Here is a 14,870-nt window from a genome sequence, read left to right on the forward strand (position 1 = left end):
ATCTATTCTGCCGCGTATAATCTATCCGGATTCAGGCAGCCTTCCGACCTCTGGAGTCAAGCCAGGCGCGGGTCAGCTTTTCGAACCGCGCAGCCATATCGGCGATGGCTTCGTCGTCGGTGATTTGCCCCGCGAGCCATTTTTCCGCCGGGTCGGCGAAGAGCGTGCGGCCGACAGCGAAGCCCTTGACGACGTCGATCCCGGCAGTTGCGGCGAAGGCCGCCTCCAATTCGTCGTGCGGCGCTTCGAGGCCGAGCAGCACGACGCCGCGGCACCAGGGATCGCGCGTGGCGATGATGTTCTGGATACTACGCCACGCCTCGGTTGAGGCCTGCGGTTCGAGCTTCCACCAGTCGGGATTTATGCCGAGATCGTAGAGCTCGGTCAGGGCGCGGGCGATGGTTCTGCCATCGAGGGCCCCATGCTTGCCGGAGATGATCTCGACCAGAAGCTCGCGGCCGACCTTGCGAGCCGCATCGTAGAGCGTGCGCAGCTTTTCGGATTGTTCCTTCTTCAATTCCTCGGGGTCGTCGGGGTGATAGAAGCACAGGCATTTGATGGTGTGCGTTACCGGCCATTCCACCAGTTGCGAACCGATATCCTGGCTGAACTCGAAGCGAAGCGGGCGCGAGCCCGGGCGCTCGACAGGACGGCCCAGCCAGTCGAAACCGTGCTTCGCCGCCTCGAAAAATGCGTCGCGGCCGAATTTCTCATCGATCAGCATGCCGTAGCCTGGCCGGCCATCCGCCACCCGCGCGGCAGCCTTCACCGCCAGCACCTTGAAGGCGGAAATGCGCGCGGGATCGGCACCGGCCCGTTTGGCGATATCTTCGAGCTGGATGCGGTGATCGATGGCGAACGCCATCAGCGACGGGATATCGCCGCGCCGCGTCGTGGACCAGTGAACGTGGTTGATATCCTCGTCCTTGCGCAACGCATGATGCGGGCTGCCGTGCTTCAGGAAATATTGCAGTTCCTCGAAGGTCGGGATTTCCGGCGAGCAGAGCAGGCGGGAAACGGCGAAGGCGCCGCAGGCATTGGCCCATGTCGCGGCGGTCTCAAGGCTCTCGCTGCCGAGCCAGCCGCGCAGGAAGCCGGACATGAAACTGTCGCCGGCGCCCAGAACATTATAGACCTCGATGGGAAAACCCTTGCCGACGATGCCGTCTTCGAGATCATCGCTGATCGGGCCTTCATAGACGATGCAGCCCATCGGGCCGCGCTTGAGGACGATGGTGGCGGGTGAGAGCGCTCGGATGGTCTTGAGTGCCGTGAGAAGATGGCTTTCGCCCGACGCGATCAGCACTTCCTCCTCGGTGCCGACGATCAGGTCGCAATCGGCGAGAACGGTCCTGAGCCGGTTGGACACTTCCGCTGAGGCAACGTAGCGATTGTCGCCCTCGGCATGCCCGGCCAGCCCCCACAGGTTCGGACGGAAATCGACATCGAAGACGATTTTGCCGCCATTGGCCTTGGCTATCCTGATGGCCTTGCGCTGGGCCGCGTCGGTGTTGGGCCTGGAAAAATGGGTGCCGGTGGCGACGATCGCCTTGGCGGAAGCGATGAATTCCTCGTCGATGTCGTCGGGATCGAGCGCCATGTCGGCGCAGTTTTCGCGATAGAAAAGCAACGGGAATGATTTGTCGTTCTCGACGGAAAGGATTGCGAGCGCGGTGAGGCGTGCGGGATCGATGATGATGCCTTTGTCGCAAACACCTTCACGCAGCAATTGCTCGCGCAGGAAATTGCCGAACTGCTCCTTGCCGACGCGGGTGAGCAGCGCCGATTTCAGCCCGAGCCGGGCTGTGCCGATGGCGATGTTCGCCGGGCATCCGCCGACCGACTTGGCGAAGGACGCCACATCCTCCAGCCGCGAGCCGATCTGCTGACCGTAAAGATCCACGGAGGCACGCCCGATGGTGATGACATCGAGCTTTTTTTCCGGTGGGCGTGGCATCTTTTTTCTCCCGCTTCTGTTCACGTCCGCAAAAGGGATGGACGATCGGCGCAAACGCTATTATGAATTTCGAAAATGAAACATAAATTCTGTTTAATAGTCAATTCAGAATGTATGTTCCGTTTCGGGGTCGAGGTGTTTTTCAGCGTTTTCTGGAGGAGATTATGGTTCGTTTCGGGTTGTTGGGGGCTGGCCGCATCGGCCAGATCCATGGGAGAAACATTGCCGCGTCGAAACGTGCGGTACTAGCGGCGATTGCCGATCCGATGCCGGGCGCGGCCGAATCGCTGGCCGAGGCGACGGGCGCATCGGTGCGCACGCTGGACGACATATTGGCGGCCGGGGATATCGACGCGGTGCTGATCGCCACACCGACCGATACGCACGCGGATTTCATCGACCGGGCGGTGAAATCGGGCAAGGCGGTGTTGTGCGAAAAGCCAGTGGATCTTTCTTCAGCGCGTATCGAGGAAACGCTGAAGGCTGTCGAAAAGGCAGGCGTGCCGCTGATGATCGGCTTCAACCGCCGGTTCGATCCGAATTTCGCGGCGTTGCAGGCGCGTGTGGCCGCGGGTGCGGTCGGGACGGTCGAACTCGTCACCATCCTGTCGCGCGACCCGGCGCCGCCGCCGGTCTCCTATATCAAGCATTCGGGCGGCCTTTTCCGCGACATGATGATCCATGATTTCGATATGGCGCGCTTCCTTCTCGGCGAGGAGGTGGTGGAAGTCCATGCGGTCGGGTCATCGCTGGTCGATCCAGCGATTGGCGAGGCGGGCGATGTCGATACCGCTGCCGTGCTGCTCAAGACCGCTTCGGGCAAGATCTGCCAGATATCCAATTCACGCCGCGCCACCTATGGCTATGACCAGCGGGTCGAAGTGCATGGGTCCGAGGGCATGATTTCGGCGGGCAATGTGCACGAAACGACGGTGCGGCTTGCCGCCAAGAGGGGCATCACCGCCGATCCAGTGCAGAACTTTTTCCTCGAGCGCTATGCGGAAGCCTATGCCCGGGAGGTCGAAGCGTTCATCGACGCGATCGCCGAGGGCAGACAGCCGCGCCCGAATGGCCGGGACGGTCTGGAGGCGCAGCGGCTTGCTGATGCGGCAACGACAGCGCATCAGACGGGCAGACCGGTGAAACTCGGCTGATATCCTGATTATTTCTTTGTCCGTGTACGTTCTTCGCCGACGGCAATGGCGAGCGCCAGGGCAAATGCGATGCTGGCCGAAAGCGAGCGGAAGCCGGCGAAGTCGGCTTCGGCGATTTCGAACCAGTGCTGCGAGAGCGGCACGAGGGGGCTGAACGCGCTGTCGGTGATCGAGACCACCGGAACGCCGGCCTGCGACAGCACGCGCGCATGTTCCATGCTGGGCGCCGCATAGGGTGAGAAGGATATGGCGATCGCCGCATCGCGCGGAGTGGCGAAGGCCATCTGCTCGCTTTCGATGCCGAAGGGCGAGGAAACGAGCTGGTTTTTCACCTTCAGCTTGCCGAGCGTATAGGCGAGATAGGACGCGATGGGGAATGAGCGGCGCTGCGCTACGAGGAAGATGGTCTCGGCTGCCGCAAGCGTCTTGACCGCCTTTTCAAAGGGCTGGCTGCCGATGGCGGAAGAAACGCTCTCGACGGAATATTGCGCGGCGGCGATGACGCCGCCGAGGATCGCGGCGCTGGAATCGCGATTGGCGTCGTTGCGCAGGGCTTCCAGTCTTTCGTCATAGGTCGAGGGGCGCTCGCGCAGGCGCTCGCGAAACACCGCCTGAAGATCGGAAAAGCCGGCATAGCCGATGCTCTGGGCGAAGCGCACCAACGTGGAAGGCTGCACATGGGCGCGCGCGGCGATACTCGCCGCCGTGCCGAACGCCATTTCGTCAGGATTGTCGAGAGCGAAGGCCGCGACCTGCGAAAGGCGTTTCGGAAAGAGATCGCGCCGTTCCAGAATGCGTTCGCGCAGGCTATGGAAATTCCTTGGCGCGTCGCCCGTGTTGACGCCGTTGTTCATGTTCATCCTGTCTCTCCGCCTCCCTCGGCAGTTCTTGCATTTTGGCCCTTACGCTGCCAGCCGCTACCTCGAAAATCCCCGGCTCATACGCAGTGCTTGACGGACTATGGCGGAGATGGAATAAAAATTCCAATTATTATTGGTATGGGCCAATCGTTCCGAATTGGCCCATTGGGAGGGAATGGCATGAAGAAGATCGGCGTCGGTCTGATCGGCACGGGTTATATGGGCAAATGCCATGCCCTTGCCTGGAATGCGGTCAAGCCGGTCTTTGGTGACACACCCGATATCGCTCTGGTGCATCTGGGCGAGGCGAACGAGGAACTGGCGCGCGACAAGGCGGCGGAGTTCGGCTTCGCCAGATCGTCAGGTGATTGGCGTAGGGTTGTCGAGGATCCGGAGGTCGATGTCGTCTCGGTGACGACGCCGAACAAATTCCATGCCGAAATGGCCGTTGCAGCGTTTCGGGCAGGCAAACATCTGTGGTGCGAGAAGCCAATGGCGCCCGATCTCGGGGATGCGGAGGCGATGCTGGAGGCGGCAAGGCAATCCGGCAAGGTGGCCGTGCTTGGCTACAACTATATCCAGAACCCTGCCATCCGCCATATCGGCCGGTTGCTGCGCGAGAACGCCATCGGCAGGGTCAATCATGTCCGCGTCGAGATGGACGAGGATTTCATGGCGGACCCCGACGCGCCGTTCTCCGACAAGCACGAGGCCGCTTCGGGCTATGGCGCGCTCGACGATTTCGGCGTCCATCCGCTATCGCTGATCACGACGTTGCTCGGTCCCGTGGCAAGCGTCATATGCGATATGATGAAACCGCAGGAGCGGCGGAAGACGGGGGATGGCGGGGAGCGCGAGGTCGAGACCTATGACGTCGCCAATGTATTGATCCGGCTTGAGAACGGCGCTTCCGGCACGTTGCAGCTCAACCGCGCCGCGTGGGGGCGCAAGGGGCGTATCGCGCTGCAGATATTCGGATCGCGCGGCTCGATCCTGTTCGATCAGGAACGGTTCAACGAATTCCAGCTCTACCTGACCAGCGACCGCGGCACCGAGCAGGGGTTTCGCACTGTTCTGACCGGTCCGCAGCACGAGCCTTACGGGCGGTTCATACCGGCGCCGGGGCATGGGCTGGGTTTCAATGATCTCAAGATCATCGAATGCCGGGAATTGATCCGCTGCATTTCGGGCGACAGGGAAGCGCATATCATCGATTTTGAAACGGGGTTTCGCATCGAACGCACAGTCCATGCCATGGCACGCTCGTTCCGCGACAGGAACTGGATCGATGTTTCCTGAAAGCGGAATCCGTCAATTCTTTAATTTTGAGCCCGGATCGTGCCCGTTTGCGGGTGGTTTTCCGCGGTTATCGTAGGGTTTTCGTCCTCGTGTTCCTCACGGATGGTGATCTTGAGTTCGTCGTTCGGATCGATTTCCCAATAAATGGCGACATCGCGCTCCATGATTTCCGGATCGACCTCGACGCATTTGCCGAAGACTTTCGAGCTTTCCGCAGCGAGATTGCGGACAGCCGGTTTCAATGCCGTTTCGCATGTCGCGATCGTTTCATAGGACACGGTCGGCGCCGGCCGTTCCTTGCATACGGCCAGATCGTCGGAGCATGTAATCAAGAGCATAATGGCAGCCAACTGTTCCATGGCCTGTCTCCTTTGACAAAATCAATGGAGAAAATGGCAAAATAGTTCCGTTTGCCGCTCTACAACGCGGGGTGTCCCTTAGGATTCATAAAATACGCTATAAAATATTGAATCTTTTACGCAATTCTTCTTTAATCGGTTCCGATTCAGGAGGCGTTCTGCAGGCTCCCACTCAATATGTACTCACGATTGCGTGTATAAGATGCAGATATCCGAGTAAAAACTCGCGGACCTCTGATTTTTACGGAACTTTTCGCCTTTGACCGCGTTTAGGACGTATCGGTGCCTGGCGGACCCCGCCCCCTCATGATGCCGGGCACCGAGGTCGTAAGTCATTCCCCCAATGCTTGCGGCCATCGTACACCGCAAAGGGATGCACAGGTCCTGATATAGACGGTGTGCGAGTTCCAGTGATCGTCATGGGCCAGCCCTGTGGCGATCTTTTTATGCGTCGAAGCGACGTATTCAAAGATCGAACTGGGATCGGGGAACGTCCAGCGAATAGGTCACGCCGTCATGTTCTAATGTGTAGGTGGAGGTGCCGTTTACCGATATCGGCACGATGCGCTCGAGAACGGCGCTGCCGAAGCGGCCATTGAGATCCGGCTCCTTCAGGGCACCGGGAACCTTCTCGTCCCATTTTATCCGCAGCGACATCCTGTCGGTACCGATATTTTCGAGCTTGCCTGATATGGCGACGGTGCCTTCACCGTTCGACAATGCGCCATAGGATGTCGAGTTGACGATCAGCTCATGGATCGCAAGACCGATATGGAGGGCGGCGCTGGGGAAGATATAGGGATCATCCCCTGATAGGGTGAAGCGCCGGTCCGAGACGTCTATGTATTTCTGCATTTGCGAGCGGACGAGTTCATGTAGCTGAGCGCCGCGCCAGTTGGAATCCGTCACCAGATCCTGTGAATAGGACAGCGACTGCACACGCCCGCGGAACTTGAAAAGGAAATCATCGACCGTTCCGGTGAAGCGGGCGGTCTGCATGGCTATGCTCTGGATAATGGCGAGGAGGTTTTTGGAGCGGTGGCTGACCTCGCGCAACAGGGTTTTGAGAACCTGCTCGCGGCGTTTCAGCTCCGTTACATCCACCGCCGTCGTCACCACGCCGATGATCGTCTCGGCATCGTCGCGGTCGCAATCGATCGAAAGCTCGAACCAGCGGAGCTGGTTGCCGTCCGGCACCGCAATTTCCACGCTTTGCTGCTCGCCCGTCTCCAACACCGACCGTTTGGCGGCAACGAGCTCGGTCGCCATGGCGTCCTGCATGAATTCGTGGTCATGGACGCCCACATGCCATGCATCCGCCCAAATACCCGGCAGGTTTTCAGCCCACAGATAGCCCAGATCGCAAGTCTGATACAGCACGCAGACATTGCTGTTGCGTATGGCCCGCAAGAGAGCGCGCAACCTGCTCGCATCTCTCCGGTCGGGCTCACGGGTGGGTATGGAGCTGGTCATATCTCGAATTGTGGTCGGAGGATAATTGCGACGCCGGGGATCATCCTTAGGAAAACTGCCCGGAATGAATCAAGGCAGCCCGTGAAACCACGGGCTGCCTTTTCTTTTCCTGCAATGGTTTCGCGTCGCTGGCCGTGCGGCCGGAATCTCATGGGAACAGCGGCTTCGATCTGTCCTCCATCTTCAGCATCACCCACTTCTGGTTTCTCATGCCCGGCGGATAAAGCTCGCCACCAGCGATATGACCAGAAGAGCGAGGAAAACGAAGAACAGAATCTGGGCGATACCCGCAGATGCGCCGGCAATTCCGCCAAAACCAAGTGCGCCGGCCACCAGCGCCACGACCAGAAAAACAAGTGCATAGTAAAGCATTTCCAATCTCCTCCTCGTTCGTCTCAACGAAACGCCGAGGGGGAGGATAGGTTCCTTTTATCTCACGTTCTTCTTCTCTCTCAGCGCGCCTCCCCGAAGCTATCGGATTTCCCCCCGGGAAAGAACCAGTTCTCCCCTGGGGGAAGAACCAGTTCTCCCTAGGGGGAAGAACCAGTTCTCCCTAGGGGAAGTGATGGTTCATGCCGCTACTTTCGAACTTTCCTCGAAAAAAAGCGCCTGGCTGATCAGTGCCTTTACCATTTCCGGGTTGAACGGCTTGGTAACGAGGAATGTCGGTTCCGGCCGTTCGCCGGTCAGCAACCTTTCAGGGAAAGCAGTGACGAAGATCACCGGTATGGTGTCGTTTTGTAGAATGTCGTTCACCGCATCGATGCCCGAGCTTCCGTCGGCGAGCTGGATATCGGCGAGCACCATGCGCGGCTTGGTGGATTTATAGAGTTCGAGTGCTTCCTGCCGGGTGCGTGCGATGCCGACGACCTCATGGCCGAGGCTCTGCACCATCTGTTCGATATCCATGGCGATCAGCGGCTCGTCCTCGATGATCATGATCCGTGTGGCGACCTGCCGTGAGATCTCCAGCGAGGCATTTGCGAGCAGGGAGGAAAGTTCATCTTCAGTGATATCCAGTATCTCGGCTGCCTCCCGCTCGCTGAAGCCCTCCACGGAAACCAGCAGGAATGCCTGCCTTGCCCTCGGCGCGACGGCCGATAAATTGGCTGCGGCACGTGCTTCCCAAGCGAATTCCGACATCGGCTCGGGAACGCGGACCGTGGTGGATTCAAACATGCCGGAGAAAAGCCGATAAAGTCCGATCCGGTCGGACGACGTTTGCGGAAAAATGGTAACATCCGCGATGAGCGCTTCCAGCGTTGCTGCCACATAGGCATCACCGGACGTCTGGGACCCGGTTACGGCACGAGAAAAACGGCGCAGATATGGAAGATGCGGCGCGATACGCGTCGATAATGACATGTTTTTGAGCTCCCTTCAGTCCCGTAAGAGTTACGGTACAGCCGTTGCGAAACGCAACATCGGAAAAAAAGTTCCGCAAATGATGGAACTTTTTATGTTCGCCGGCATTATCGACCGAAAATGCGGCATAAACTGTGCGGCGCATTCCACGCCAGGGCTAGCTGGCTGAGACAAGGATAGCTGGGACAAAATATGACTGAAAAATCCAATCTTCGTCCGAGAGCGGGCCGCGGCGGATCAACCGAAGACCGTTCTTCCCACCGAGACGAATTGGGCGCCAATAGTGAACTTGGCTCGAAACTGAGGGCGCTTTATACCTCGATACAAGAAGAAACCATTCCCGACAGGTTTCTCGACCTTCTCGAAAAGCTCGATCAGGCTGAACGCAGCAATCCTGATCCTTCCAGTCAATGAGTGGTACCATGGGGAGCAGCGCCATGGCTGACGGCTCGACCGAGTTCAAAAGAGATCTTCTGGCGGCGCTTCCCAGTTTGCGCGCGTTCGCCGTTTCGCTGATCGGACAGCAGGACAAGGCCGACGATCTCGTTCAGGACACCATCATGAAGGCATGGGCCAAGCAGGAATCCTTCGAGATGGGGACCAACATAAAGGCCTGGCTCTTCACTATCCTGCGTAACGAATTCTACAGCCAGATGCGCAAGCGCGGCCGCGAGGTCCAGGACAGCGAGGGTACGTTTACCAACCAGCTCGCCGTACATCCCGCGCAATATGGCGCCCTCGATCTTCAGGACTTCCGCAAGGCGCTCGACCAGCTTCCTCCAGATCAGCGCGAGGCGATCATTCTGATCGGCGCGTCGGGCTTTGCCTATGAGGAAGCGGCGGAGATATGCGGCTGTGCGGTGGGAACCATAAAAAGCCGCGTCAGCCGTGCACGTGCACGGCTCCAGGAACTGCTGGGTGTCAGCGGCGAATCCGATTATGGCCCCGACGCCACTTCCGCACCCACCACGACACGTTCATTCGCCTGACCGCTTGCCTCTTCAGGCACCGATGGCTTCACGTAATTTTACCGCCGTTCCAAAAATGTGGGATTTCAGTTTCCACGTTCGGAAGCGTATGATTTGATCCGTAGACAAGCCTCTTTTTGCAATTTGCGGTTCAAATGAGCGATACCTCGCGATCTTTGCCAGCTTTTCGGACGCACCGGGCCTATTGGCGGCAGCTCGCGGTCATCATATCGCTCTGCCTTGTGCTGTTGACGGCGGCATCCACCGTCTTTTTGTCGCGTGGTGTCAATAAACAGCTGATCGACGTGTCCAACACCTATCAGTTGCTCCAACAGGCGGACAAAACGCTGCTGCTTGTCACCAATATGGAGACGAGCCAGCGGGGTTATCTCCTGACCTTGCAGAGTTCCTATCTGGATCTTTATCGGGCGGCTTCTCTGTCGATAGACGAATCCCTGCAGCAACTGGCGGCGATGACGCGGGATAATACGTCACAGGAGGCGCGTGTCAGGGAAATCGAGACACTTACCGCACAAAAACAGGCGGAAGTGAAACAGACGATCGAACTGGCGATAGGCGGTCATCTCGATAGAGCGCTTGCAAAAATCCGCAGCGATCAAGGCAAGGTGCTGATGGATCAGTTGCGCGAGACGGTTCGCGGCTTCATGGATGAGGAAGACCGGCGGCTGATCGAACGCAACGAAAGAATAAACCGGACCCGCAACTGGCTGACGATTGCGGCCCTTGCGGCCCTCGCCAGCGCGGTGATGCTTGCATCTCTCCTGTTCAGCCGGGTCCAGCGCTATGTGAAGCAGCTTAGCGAAGGGCAGTCCGCGCTTTTGTCGGAAAATGTCCTTCTGGAACAGCGCGTGAAGGAACGGACGGTGGAATTGGAGAATGCGCGCGCGCTTGCGGAACGCGAACGCCAGCGCGTCGAGGTGCTGCTGCAGGACAGCAACCATCGCATCGGCAACTCGCTGGCGACCGTCTCGTCGCTCTTGGGGCTGCAATTGCGCCAGGCGACCAACGAGGATGCGCGAAGGGTGCTCATCGCCGCACGCGACCGCGTGCAGGCGATCTCGACGGCGCACCGCCGCTTGCGGCTTGGCGAGGACATGGAAACCGCGCGGGCCGATGAATTCCTGCAGGCCGTGATCGACGATATCAGGGCTTCTCTCACGTCCGGCGACAGGATCAGCTTCGAAACCGCCTTTGCGCCGCTCAGCCTGTATGCGCGCGACGTCACCACGATGGGCATCATCCTCGGCGAACTCGTCACCAATGCCGTCAAACATGCATTTCCCGATAATCGCGGGGGCACGGTATCCGTCACCTTCGGCCGCGGCGAAGACGGGGTTCTGGCTCTTACCGTCGCCGATGACGGCGTCGGTCAAGGGAACTGGAAGAACGATCAGCAGGGTCTCGGCCACCAGGGCCTCGGAATGCTGGTCATCGAGCAGTTGTGCGTTCAATTCGGCGATACGCCGCATTACGGCAGCAACGGGGATGCCGATAGCAATGCCTATACCAGGGCCGGCACTAGAGCGGTGGTCCGCTTTCCGTCGCTGGAAGTCCGGAAATGAGAGAAGAGCGAGCAGGAACGTTCTGCCGTATCCGAGCGTTGTCAGAACATTGATGGATTGGCGGGTGGCCTTCCAAACCAGGGATGGTCCCGCATGAAAATCATCGCCGTTCTCAATCGTGAAGGCGGAACGTTCCGTTCCCTGGACATTGAAAGATTCTGTGCTTCGGCAACGGAGATCTTCACGCGTCAAGGCCATGAGATCGATTGCCGTCCGACTTCGGCGGAGAACATCGTTGCCGCACTGGAACAGGCGGCGACAAAAGGCGATGGCGATGTCCTGATGGCCGGCGGCGGCGATGGTACGGTATCGGCGGCAGCCGAGATCGCCTGGAAAACCGATACTGCCCTGGCGGTGCTGCCAGCCGGTACCATGAATCTCTTCGCCCGGTCGCTCAAGGTGCCGCTGGCGCTTACGGCCGCCCTGGAGGCGCTGGCGTCAGGGGAAATCCGCAATGTCGACATCGCCACCGCCAACGGCCGTCCGTTCGTGCACCAATTCGCGATCGGATTTCATCCGCGCATGGTGAGGGTCCGGAAAAACTTTCGCTACGAGTCGCGCCTGGGCAAAATGCTCGCAAGCGTGCGAGCGATCCGAATGGTCATCAACGACCCGCCATCCTTTCCCGTGGAACTGACGATTGCCGGAAAGACGATGCCGCGCAATGTCTCGGCTCTTGCCTTTTCCAATAATCCCTATGGCGATGCGCCGCTGCCTTATGCACCGGATGTCGAGACCGGATATCTCGGCGTCTATGTTGCCCGAGCACTTCCTTCTGAAAATTACATACGACTGATGGCCGATATCCTGCTTGGACGCTGGCGCCGCAACAAGGACATCGAAGAGATGACGGCCAGGGAAGTCACTCTGCGGTTCCCTCGATTGCGCAGGAACGCGAATGCCGTCGTGGATGGCGAACTGGTGCCGCTCGAGGATGAAATTGTTGAGATCGTCATCCATCCGGGCTCGCTCAAGGTCCTGGTGCCAAGGAGTGATGTGCCCGAATTACCCAAGACATGAGGTCAACCGATCAGTCTTCAGATGGGCCACCGCGGGTTTTACCCTTTGCACCAGCCGTGCCGTCGGACATGAGCGCATAAGCGGCCAGGCCGATGATCGGGAGAGCGGCTGCGATGAGCGGCCGTTTGGCCAGCACAGGGAGAGCGGCCAGAGCCGTTGCCGTGAGAATGGTCGATCCATCGAAATTCTTGCGCTCCCGCATGCGCCGCTTGTCGTAGGCATCGGAGATTTTCATCACGATCAGGCCAATAATCGCTACGGCGAAACAGCCGAGAGCGACAATCAGCGCGGCGTAAAGGTCACCAAAGTAGCGGGCGAGCGCGAAATAGATCGTGACCAGCAGGAAAGCCGCTCCCGCCAGCGCGAATAAGCCGATGGCGAGCATGGTGGCGGCCCGGCGTTTTGTCCGGTGTATCGCGGTGCCGACCTCGCCGGTTACGGCGCCCGTCAGGAACGGAAGAAGGAGACGCAGCATCTTAGCGGCGGGCCATCAATGCCAGCAGGAAACCAACGCCGGCCGCCGCGGCGATTGTCGTCAACGGCCGGTCACGCGCCGTTTGGGCGATCTGGTCGCGAAGTTCGCCGATGGCGTCCTCGCCGCTTTGACGTGCGCTGTCATAGGTGTCGCTTGCACCGTGTTTGGCTTCGCGCACCTTTTCCGAGCCCATATTGGCGATTGTTGCGGCAATGCCGGCGATATCTTCCTTTAATCGGATGATCTGGGCCTGAAGATCATCCGACGCCTCATCCTTGAGGATATCTTCCGGCTGGCGGATTGTCGTCGATGCACGGGCCATGATGCTTCTCCTTCGGGGGTTAGGGCAAATTGAGACTTGAATGCCTGATGTAACGGCCTGTTGCCGCTTGGGTTCCATACCACGAATATCTCCAGCCCCTGGAGATAATTCCACCTCGCCTCCAGGGGCGGTTAAATTCCAGCAAGGCTGAAGGTCAAACGTTGGATAAAGAGAAATGGTAGCGCAACATCAGATCCTGCCGAGCAGCGCCAGAATGAGCAGGACCACCAGAATAAGTCCTACTATCCCGCTTGGCCCATAGCCCCAGCCGCGTGCGTAGGGCCATGACGGAAAGACGCCGATCAGCGCCAGGATCAATATGATGATCAGAATGGTTGTAAGAGACATTTTCCTCTCCCGGATTGTACCAGGAGGCTAACCCTAAACTTTTGTTTTTGTTCCCTTGTCGAACAGACATTGTCAGGCGAACATGAAATACGCAGCGGCCGCCAACGCGGCAATGCCCGCCAAGATATAGGCGGCGCGCGACGAAGGCGCGTCCATCCGTGCGGGCTCATAGGCGCCGGCCATCGCGGTTCGTGCGGCGTGTTCCAGCGTTTGAATATCCTTGTGCATCATGGCGTGTCCTCCACATTTCCCATTTTAGGTCCATTTGGGCCCTGCCGGGATCAGATGCGGGATTATCTGACCGTGATTTGGGGCTGCAATGCAAATGAATTTTCATTGACATGCTATCCGCCTTGAGCGGCGGATCCTCCGTTGTGCATCAAGCTTCCGTCTCATGGGGCGCGTGGCATGAATGGCTTGGCGGGCTTCTGCCTGTAATGAGGCAGGATATTGCGGGTCACCGCGTAGAGCACCAGCAGCGATGGGACCGCGATGAAGCCGCCGATCGGACCCCATATCCAGAGCCAGAAGGTGAGCGCCAGAAACACCATGAAGGGGTTGAGCGTCATGGTGCGCCCGATCACGTGGGGCGTCACGAACTGGCCTTCCAGAAGTTCGACCAGAAGATAGGCGCCGGCCGGCAGGAAGACGGCATAGCCGTCGAACGTGGCAAGGCCGACGCCGAGGAGGATCGCGGTCATCAGCGCCGGACCGATATAGACGACATAGTTGAGGATCGCGGCCAGTCCGCCCCACAGGGCTGGCGACGGAACGCCTACCAGCCACATGGCGAGCCCTACGGCGACGCCCATGCCGGCATTGATGACGGTGATCGAGAGGAGATAGCGGGAGACATCGGCTTCGACATCACGGAAGACATGGGCGACGCGCCAGCGTATCCGCCGTCCGACGCACATCGACAGTATGGCGGCACTGATCTCGTTGCGCGTGGCGACGAAGAAATAGAGGCTGGCCAGGAAGATCAGCACCTGCCCGAGGATCGCCGGCGCAAGGAGGGCGATGTTCTGCACGGTGCTGCCGTCTTCCACCTTCACCGCCATAGCGCTTGCGGCGCCTGTGATATTGCGGATCTGGTCCTGGAGCGTCCCCAGCATCTCCAGCGGCTGCTTCAATGCGATCAGTTGCTGGCGCAGTTCCTGCCAGACCACCGGCGCCTTTTCCGCCCAAACCGAAAGCGGTACGGCAAACATGACCGCGCCGATGGCGATCAGCGCGAAGAAGAGGATGACGCCGAGGATCGCGGCCAGTTCCTTGGGCACGTGATGATCCTCAAGGCGGGTCGCAACGGGGCCGAACATCAAGCCGATGACGATGGCGAGCGCTATCGGTGAAAGGATGTAGCGGCCAAGATGGAGAGCGACGACCATCGCGATGGTCGCCAGGAGCACGATCGACAGGCGTGCGGAGATGGCGAGCAGGGCCCCGACATCCAGTTTTGGCGGTAGCCTGACGAAAGCCGGGTTCGGTTGAACGTGTCGCATCATCCCCTCGTTGTGGCCGATATCAACGCCGGTGATGAACATTTGGTTCCTCCCGGTCACTTGTGGTGCATAATGCGCGCCGATACGTGCTGGCCGTTCGCTTCTGTGGACAAGGGGCGGCTTCCGTGCGACTAGGCAAAGCGTGTTTGAGCATTCCGGCCCTGGGGGAGAGGCTGTTCCTTCTC

Annotated in this window: 17 protein-coding genes; 6 read left to right on the forward strand and 11 right to left on the reverse strand. The window is 59.1% G+C overall.

Annotated features, from left to right (window positions below; translation table 11 throughout):
• Positions 1-31 precede the first annotated feature (31 nt).
• Positions 32-1,957, reverse strand: coding sequence for a bifunctional 5-dehydro-2-deoxygluconokinase/5-dehydro-2-deoxyphosphogluconate aldolase (locus C5748_RS09085; RefSeq protein ID WP_105741608.1), 1,926 nt, complete (start codon positions 1,955-1,957; stop codon positions 32-34).
• A gap of 164 nt (positions 1,958-2,121) precedes the next feature.
• Here C5748_RS09085 and iolG point away from each other — a divergent pair, with 164 nt between their 5' ends.
• The gene (iolG, locus tag C5748_RS09090) at positions 2,122-3,111 is read left to right on the forward strand and encodes an inositol 2-dehydrogenase (RefSeq protein WP_105741609.1); all 990 of its coding nucleotides are present in this window, start codon (positions 2,122-2,124) and stop codon (positions 3,109-3,111) included.
• Positions 3,112-3,119: 8 nt separating this feature from the next.
• Here iolG and C5748_RS09095 read toward each other — a convergent pair whose 3' ends face one another.
• Entirely contained in the window at positions 3,120-3,965 is an 846-nt protein-coding gene (locus C5748_RS09095) for a MurR/RpiR family transcriptional regulator (RefSeq protein WP_105741703.1), read from the reverse strand.
• A 186-nt stretch (positions 3,966-4,151) separates the two neighbouring features.
• Here C5748_RS09095 and C5748_RS09100 point away from each other — a divergent pair, with 186 nt between their 5' ends.
• Entirely contained in the window at positions 4,152-5,270 is a 1,119-nt protein-coding gene (locus C5748_RS09100; RefSeq protein ID WP_105741610.1) for a Gfo/Idh/MocA family protein, read from the forward strand.
• A 20-nt stretch (positions 5,271-5,290) separates the two neighbouring features.
• Here C5748_RS09100 and C5748_RS09105 read toward each other — a convergent pair whose 3' ends face one another.
• The 4 genes from C5748_RS09105 to C5748_RS09120 all read right to left on the reverse strand — a co-directional run bounded on the left by C5748_RS09105 (position 5,291) and on the right by C5748_RS09120 (position 8,467).
• Positions 5,291-5,629 (reverse strand): hypothetical protein, encoded by a 339-nt coding sequence (locus C5748_RS09105; protein ID WP_105741611.1) that lies wholly within the window; start codon positions 5,627-5,629, stop codon positions 5,291-5,293.
• A gap of 465 nt (positions 5,630-6,094) precedes the next feature.
• A complete protein-coding gene (locus C5748_RS09110; protein ID WP_105741612.1) occupies positions 6,095-7,102 on the reverse strand; it encodes a sensor histidine kinase in 1,008 nt (335 codons plus the stop codon).
• A gap of 207 nt (positions 7,103-7,309) precedes the next feature.
• Positions 7,310-7,474, reverse strand: coding sequence for a DUF1328 domain-containing protein (locus C5748_RS09115; protein WP_105741613.1), 165 nt, complete (start codon positions 7,472-7,474; stop codon positions 7,310-7,312).
• A 198-nt stretch (positions 7,475-7,672) separates the two neighbouring features.
• Positions 7,673-8,467, reverse strand: a complete 795-nt coding sequence (locus tag C5748_RS09120) for a response regulator (RefSeq protein ID WP_105741614.1) — start codon at positions 8,465-8,467, stop codon at positions 7,673-7,675.
• A 192-nt stretch (positions 8,468-8,659) separates the two neighbouring features.
• Between C5748_RS09120 and C5748_RS09125 the strand changes: the two genes are divergently transcribed.
• The 4 genes from C5748_RS09125 to C5748_RS09140 all read left to right on the forward strand — a co-directional run bounded on the left by C5748_RS09125 (position 8,660) and on the right by C5748_RS09140 (position 12,038).
• Positions 8,660-8,881 carry a NepR family anti-sigma factor gene (locus tag C5748_RS09125; RefSeq protein ID WP_105741615.1) on the forward strand — a complete coding sequence of 74 codons (222 nt, stop codon included), beginning with the start codon at positions 8,660-8,662 and terminating at the stop codon, positions 8,879-8,881.
• Complete coding sequence (locus C5748_RS09130) at positions 8,878-9,456, forward strand: RNA polymerase sigma factor (RefSeq protein WP_425350228.1); 579 nt, start codon at positions 8,878-8,880, stop codon at positions 9,454-9,456. The genes C5748_RS09125 and C5748_RS09130 overlap by 4 nt, the downstream gene beginning before the upstream one ends.
• A 134-nt stretch (positions 9,457-9,590) precedes the next feature.
• Positions 9,591-11,018, forward strand: coding sequence for a sensor histidine kinase (locus tag C5748_RS09135; protein ID WP_105741617.1), 1,428 nt, complete (start codon positions 9,591-9,593; stop codon positions 11,016-11,018).
• A 93-nt stretch (positions 11,019-11,111) separates the two neighbouring features.
• Entirely contained in the window at positions 11,112-12,038 is a 927-nt protein-coding gene (locus C5748_RS09140) for a diacylglycerol/lipid kinase family protein (RefSeq protein ID WP_105741618.1), read from the forward strand.
• A gap of 10 nt (positions 12,039-12,048) precedes the next feature.
• Here C5748_RS09140 and C5748_RS09145 read toward each other — a convergent pair whose 3' ends face one another.
• The 5 genes from C5748_RS09145 to C5748_RS09160 all read right to left on the reverse strand — a co-directional run bounded on the left by C5748_RS09145 (position 12,049) and on the right by C5748_RS09160 (position 14,727).
• On the reverse strand, positions 12,049-12,513 hold the full coding sequence (locus C5748_RS09145) for a hypothetical protein (protein WP_105741619.1): 465 nt from the start codon (positions 12,511-12,513) through the stop codon (positions 12,049-12,051).
• Position 12,514: 1 nt separating this feature from the next.
• Positions 12,515-12,835 (reverse strand): ElaB/YgaM/YqjD family protein, encoded by a 321-nt coding sequence (locus tag C5748_RS09150; RefSeq protein ID WP_105741620.1) that lies wholly within the window; start codon positions 12,833-12,835, stop codon positions 12,515-12,517.
• A gap of 189 nt (positions 12,836-13,024) precedes the next feature.
• Entirely contained in the window at positions 13,025-13,183 is a 159-nt protein-coding gene (locus C5748_RS09155) for a DUF3309 family protein (protein WP_105741621.1), read from the reverse strand.
• Between the two features lie 72 nt (positions 13,184-13,255).
• Positions 13,256-13,414, reverse strand: a complete 159-nt coding sequence (locus C5748_RS28535; RefSeq protein WP_199194741.1) for a hypothetical protein — start codon at positions 13,412-13,414, stop codon at positions 13,256-13,258.
• 161 nt (positions 13,415-13,575) lie between these two features.
• Positions 13,576-14,727 (reverse strand): AI-2E family transporter, encoded by a 1,152-nt coding sequence (locus C5748_RS09160; protein WP_245428911.1) that lies wholly within the window; start codon positions 14,725-14,727, stop codon positions 13,576-13,578.
• Positions 14,728-14,870: the final 143 nt, after the last annotated feature.

This window comes from Phyllobacterium phragmitis (assembly GCF_002980495.1).
GTDB classification, from domain to species: Bacteria; Pseudomonadota; Alphaproteobacteria; order Rhizobiales; family Rhizobiaceae; genus Paramesorhizobium; species Paramesorhizobium phragmitis.

Excerpts from the sequence above, each read along its gene's own strand:
- C5748_RS09085 (WP_105741608.1), bottom strand. The coding sequence starts at position 1,957 with ATGCCACGCCCACCGGAAAAAAAGCTCGATGTCATCACCATCGGGCGT.
- iolG (WP_105741609.1), top strand. The coding sequence starts at position 2,122 with ATGGTTCGTTTCGGGTTGTTGGGGGCTGGCCGCATCGGCCAGATCCAT.
- C5748_RS09095 (WP_105741703.1), bottom strand. The coding sequence starts at position 3,965 with ATGAACAACGGCGTCAACACGGGCGACGCGCCAAGGAATTTCCATAGC.
- C5748_RS09100 (WP_105741610.1), top strand. The coding sequence starts at position 4,152 with ATGAAGAAGATCGGCGTCGGTCTGATCGGCACGGGTTATATGGGCAAA.
- C5748_RS09105 (WP_105741611.1), bottom strand. The coding sequence starts at position 5,629 with ATGGAACAGTTGGCTGCCATTATGCTCTTGATTACATGCTCCGACGAT.
- C5748_RS09110 (WP_105741612.1), bottom strand. The coding sequence starts at position 7,102 with ATGACCAGCTCCATACCCACCCGTGAGCCCGACCGGAGAGATGCGAGC.
- C5748_RS09115 (WP_105741613.1), bottom strand. The coding sequence starts at position 7,474 with ATGCTTTACTATGCACTTGTTTTTCTGGTCGTGGCGCTGGTGGCCGGC.
- C5748_RS09120 (WP_105741614.1), bottom strand. The coding sequence starts at position 8,467 with ATGTCATTATCGACGCGTATCGCGCCGCATCTTCCATATCTGCGCCGT.
- C5748_RS09125 (WP_105741615.1), top strand. The coding sequence starts at position 8,660 with ATGACTGAAAAATCCAATCTTCGTCCGAGAGCGGGCCGCGGCGGATCA.
- C5748_RS09130 (WP_425350228.1), top strand. The coding sequence starts at position 8,878 with ATGAGTGGTACCATGGGGAGCAGCGCCATGGCTGACGGCTCGACCGAG.
- C5748_RS09135 (WP_105741617.1), top strand. The coding sequence starts at position 9,591 with ATGAGCGATACCTCGCGATCTTTGCCAGCTTTTCGGACGCACCGGGCC.
- C5748_RS09140 (WP_105741618.1), top strand. The coding sequence starts at position 11,112 with ATGAAAATCATCGCCGTTCTCAATCGTGAAGGCGGAACGTTCCGTTCC.
- C5748_RS09145 (WP_105741619.1), bottom strand. The coding sequence starts at position 12,513 with ATGCTGCGTCTCCTTCTTCCGTTCCTGACGGGCGCCGTAACCGGCGAG.
- C5748_RS09150 (WP_105741620.1), bottom strand. The coding sequence starts at position 12,835 with ATGGCCCGTGCATCGACGACAATCCGCCAGCCGGAAGATATCCTCAAG.
- C5748_RS09155 (WP_105741621.1), bottom strand. The coding sequence starts at position 13,183 with ATGTCTCTTACAACCATTCTGATCATCATATTGATCCTGGCGCTGATC.
- C5748_RS28535 (WP_199194741.1), bottom strand. The coding sequence starts at position 13,414 with ATGATGCACAAGGATATTCAAACGCTGGAACACGCCGCACGAACCGCG.
- C5748_RS09160 (WP_245428911.1), bottom strand. The coding sequence starts at position 14,727 with ATGTTCATCACCGGCGTTGATATCGGCCACAACGAGGGGATGATGCGA.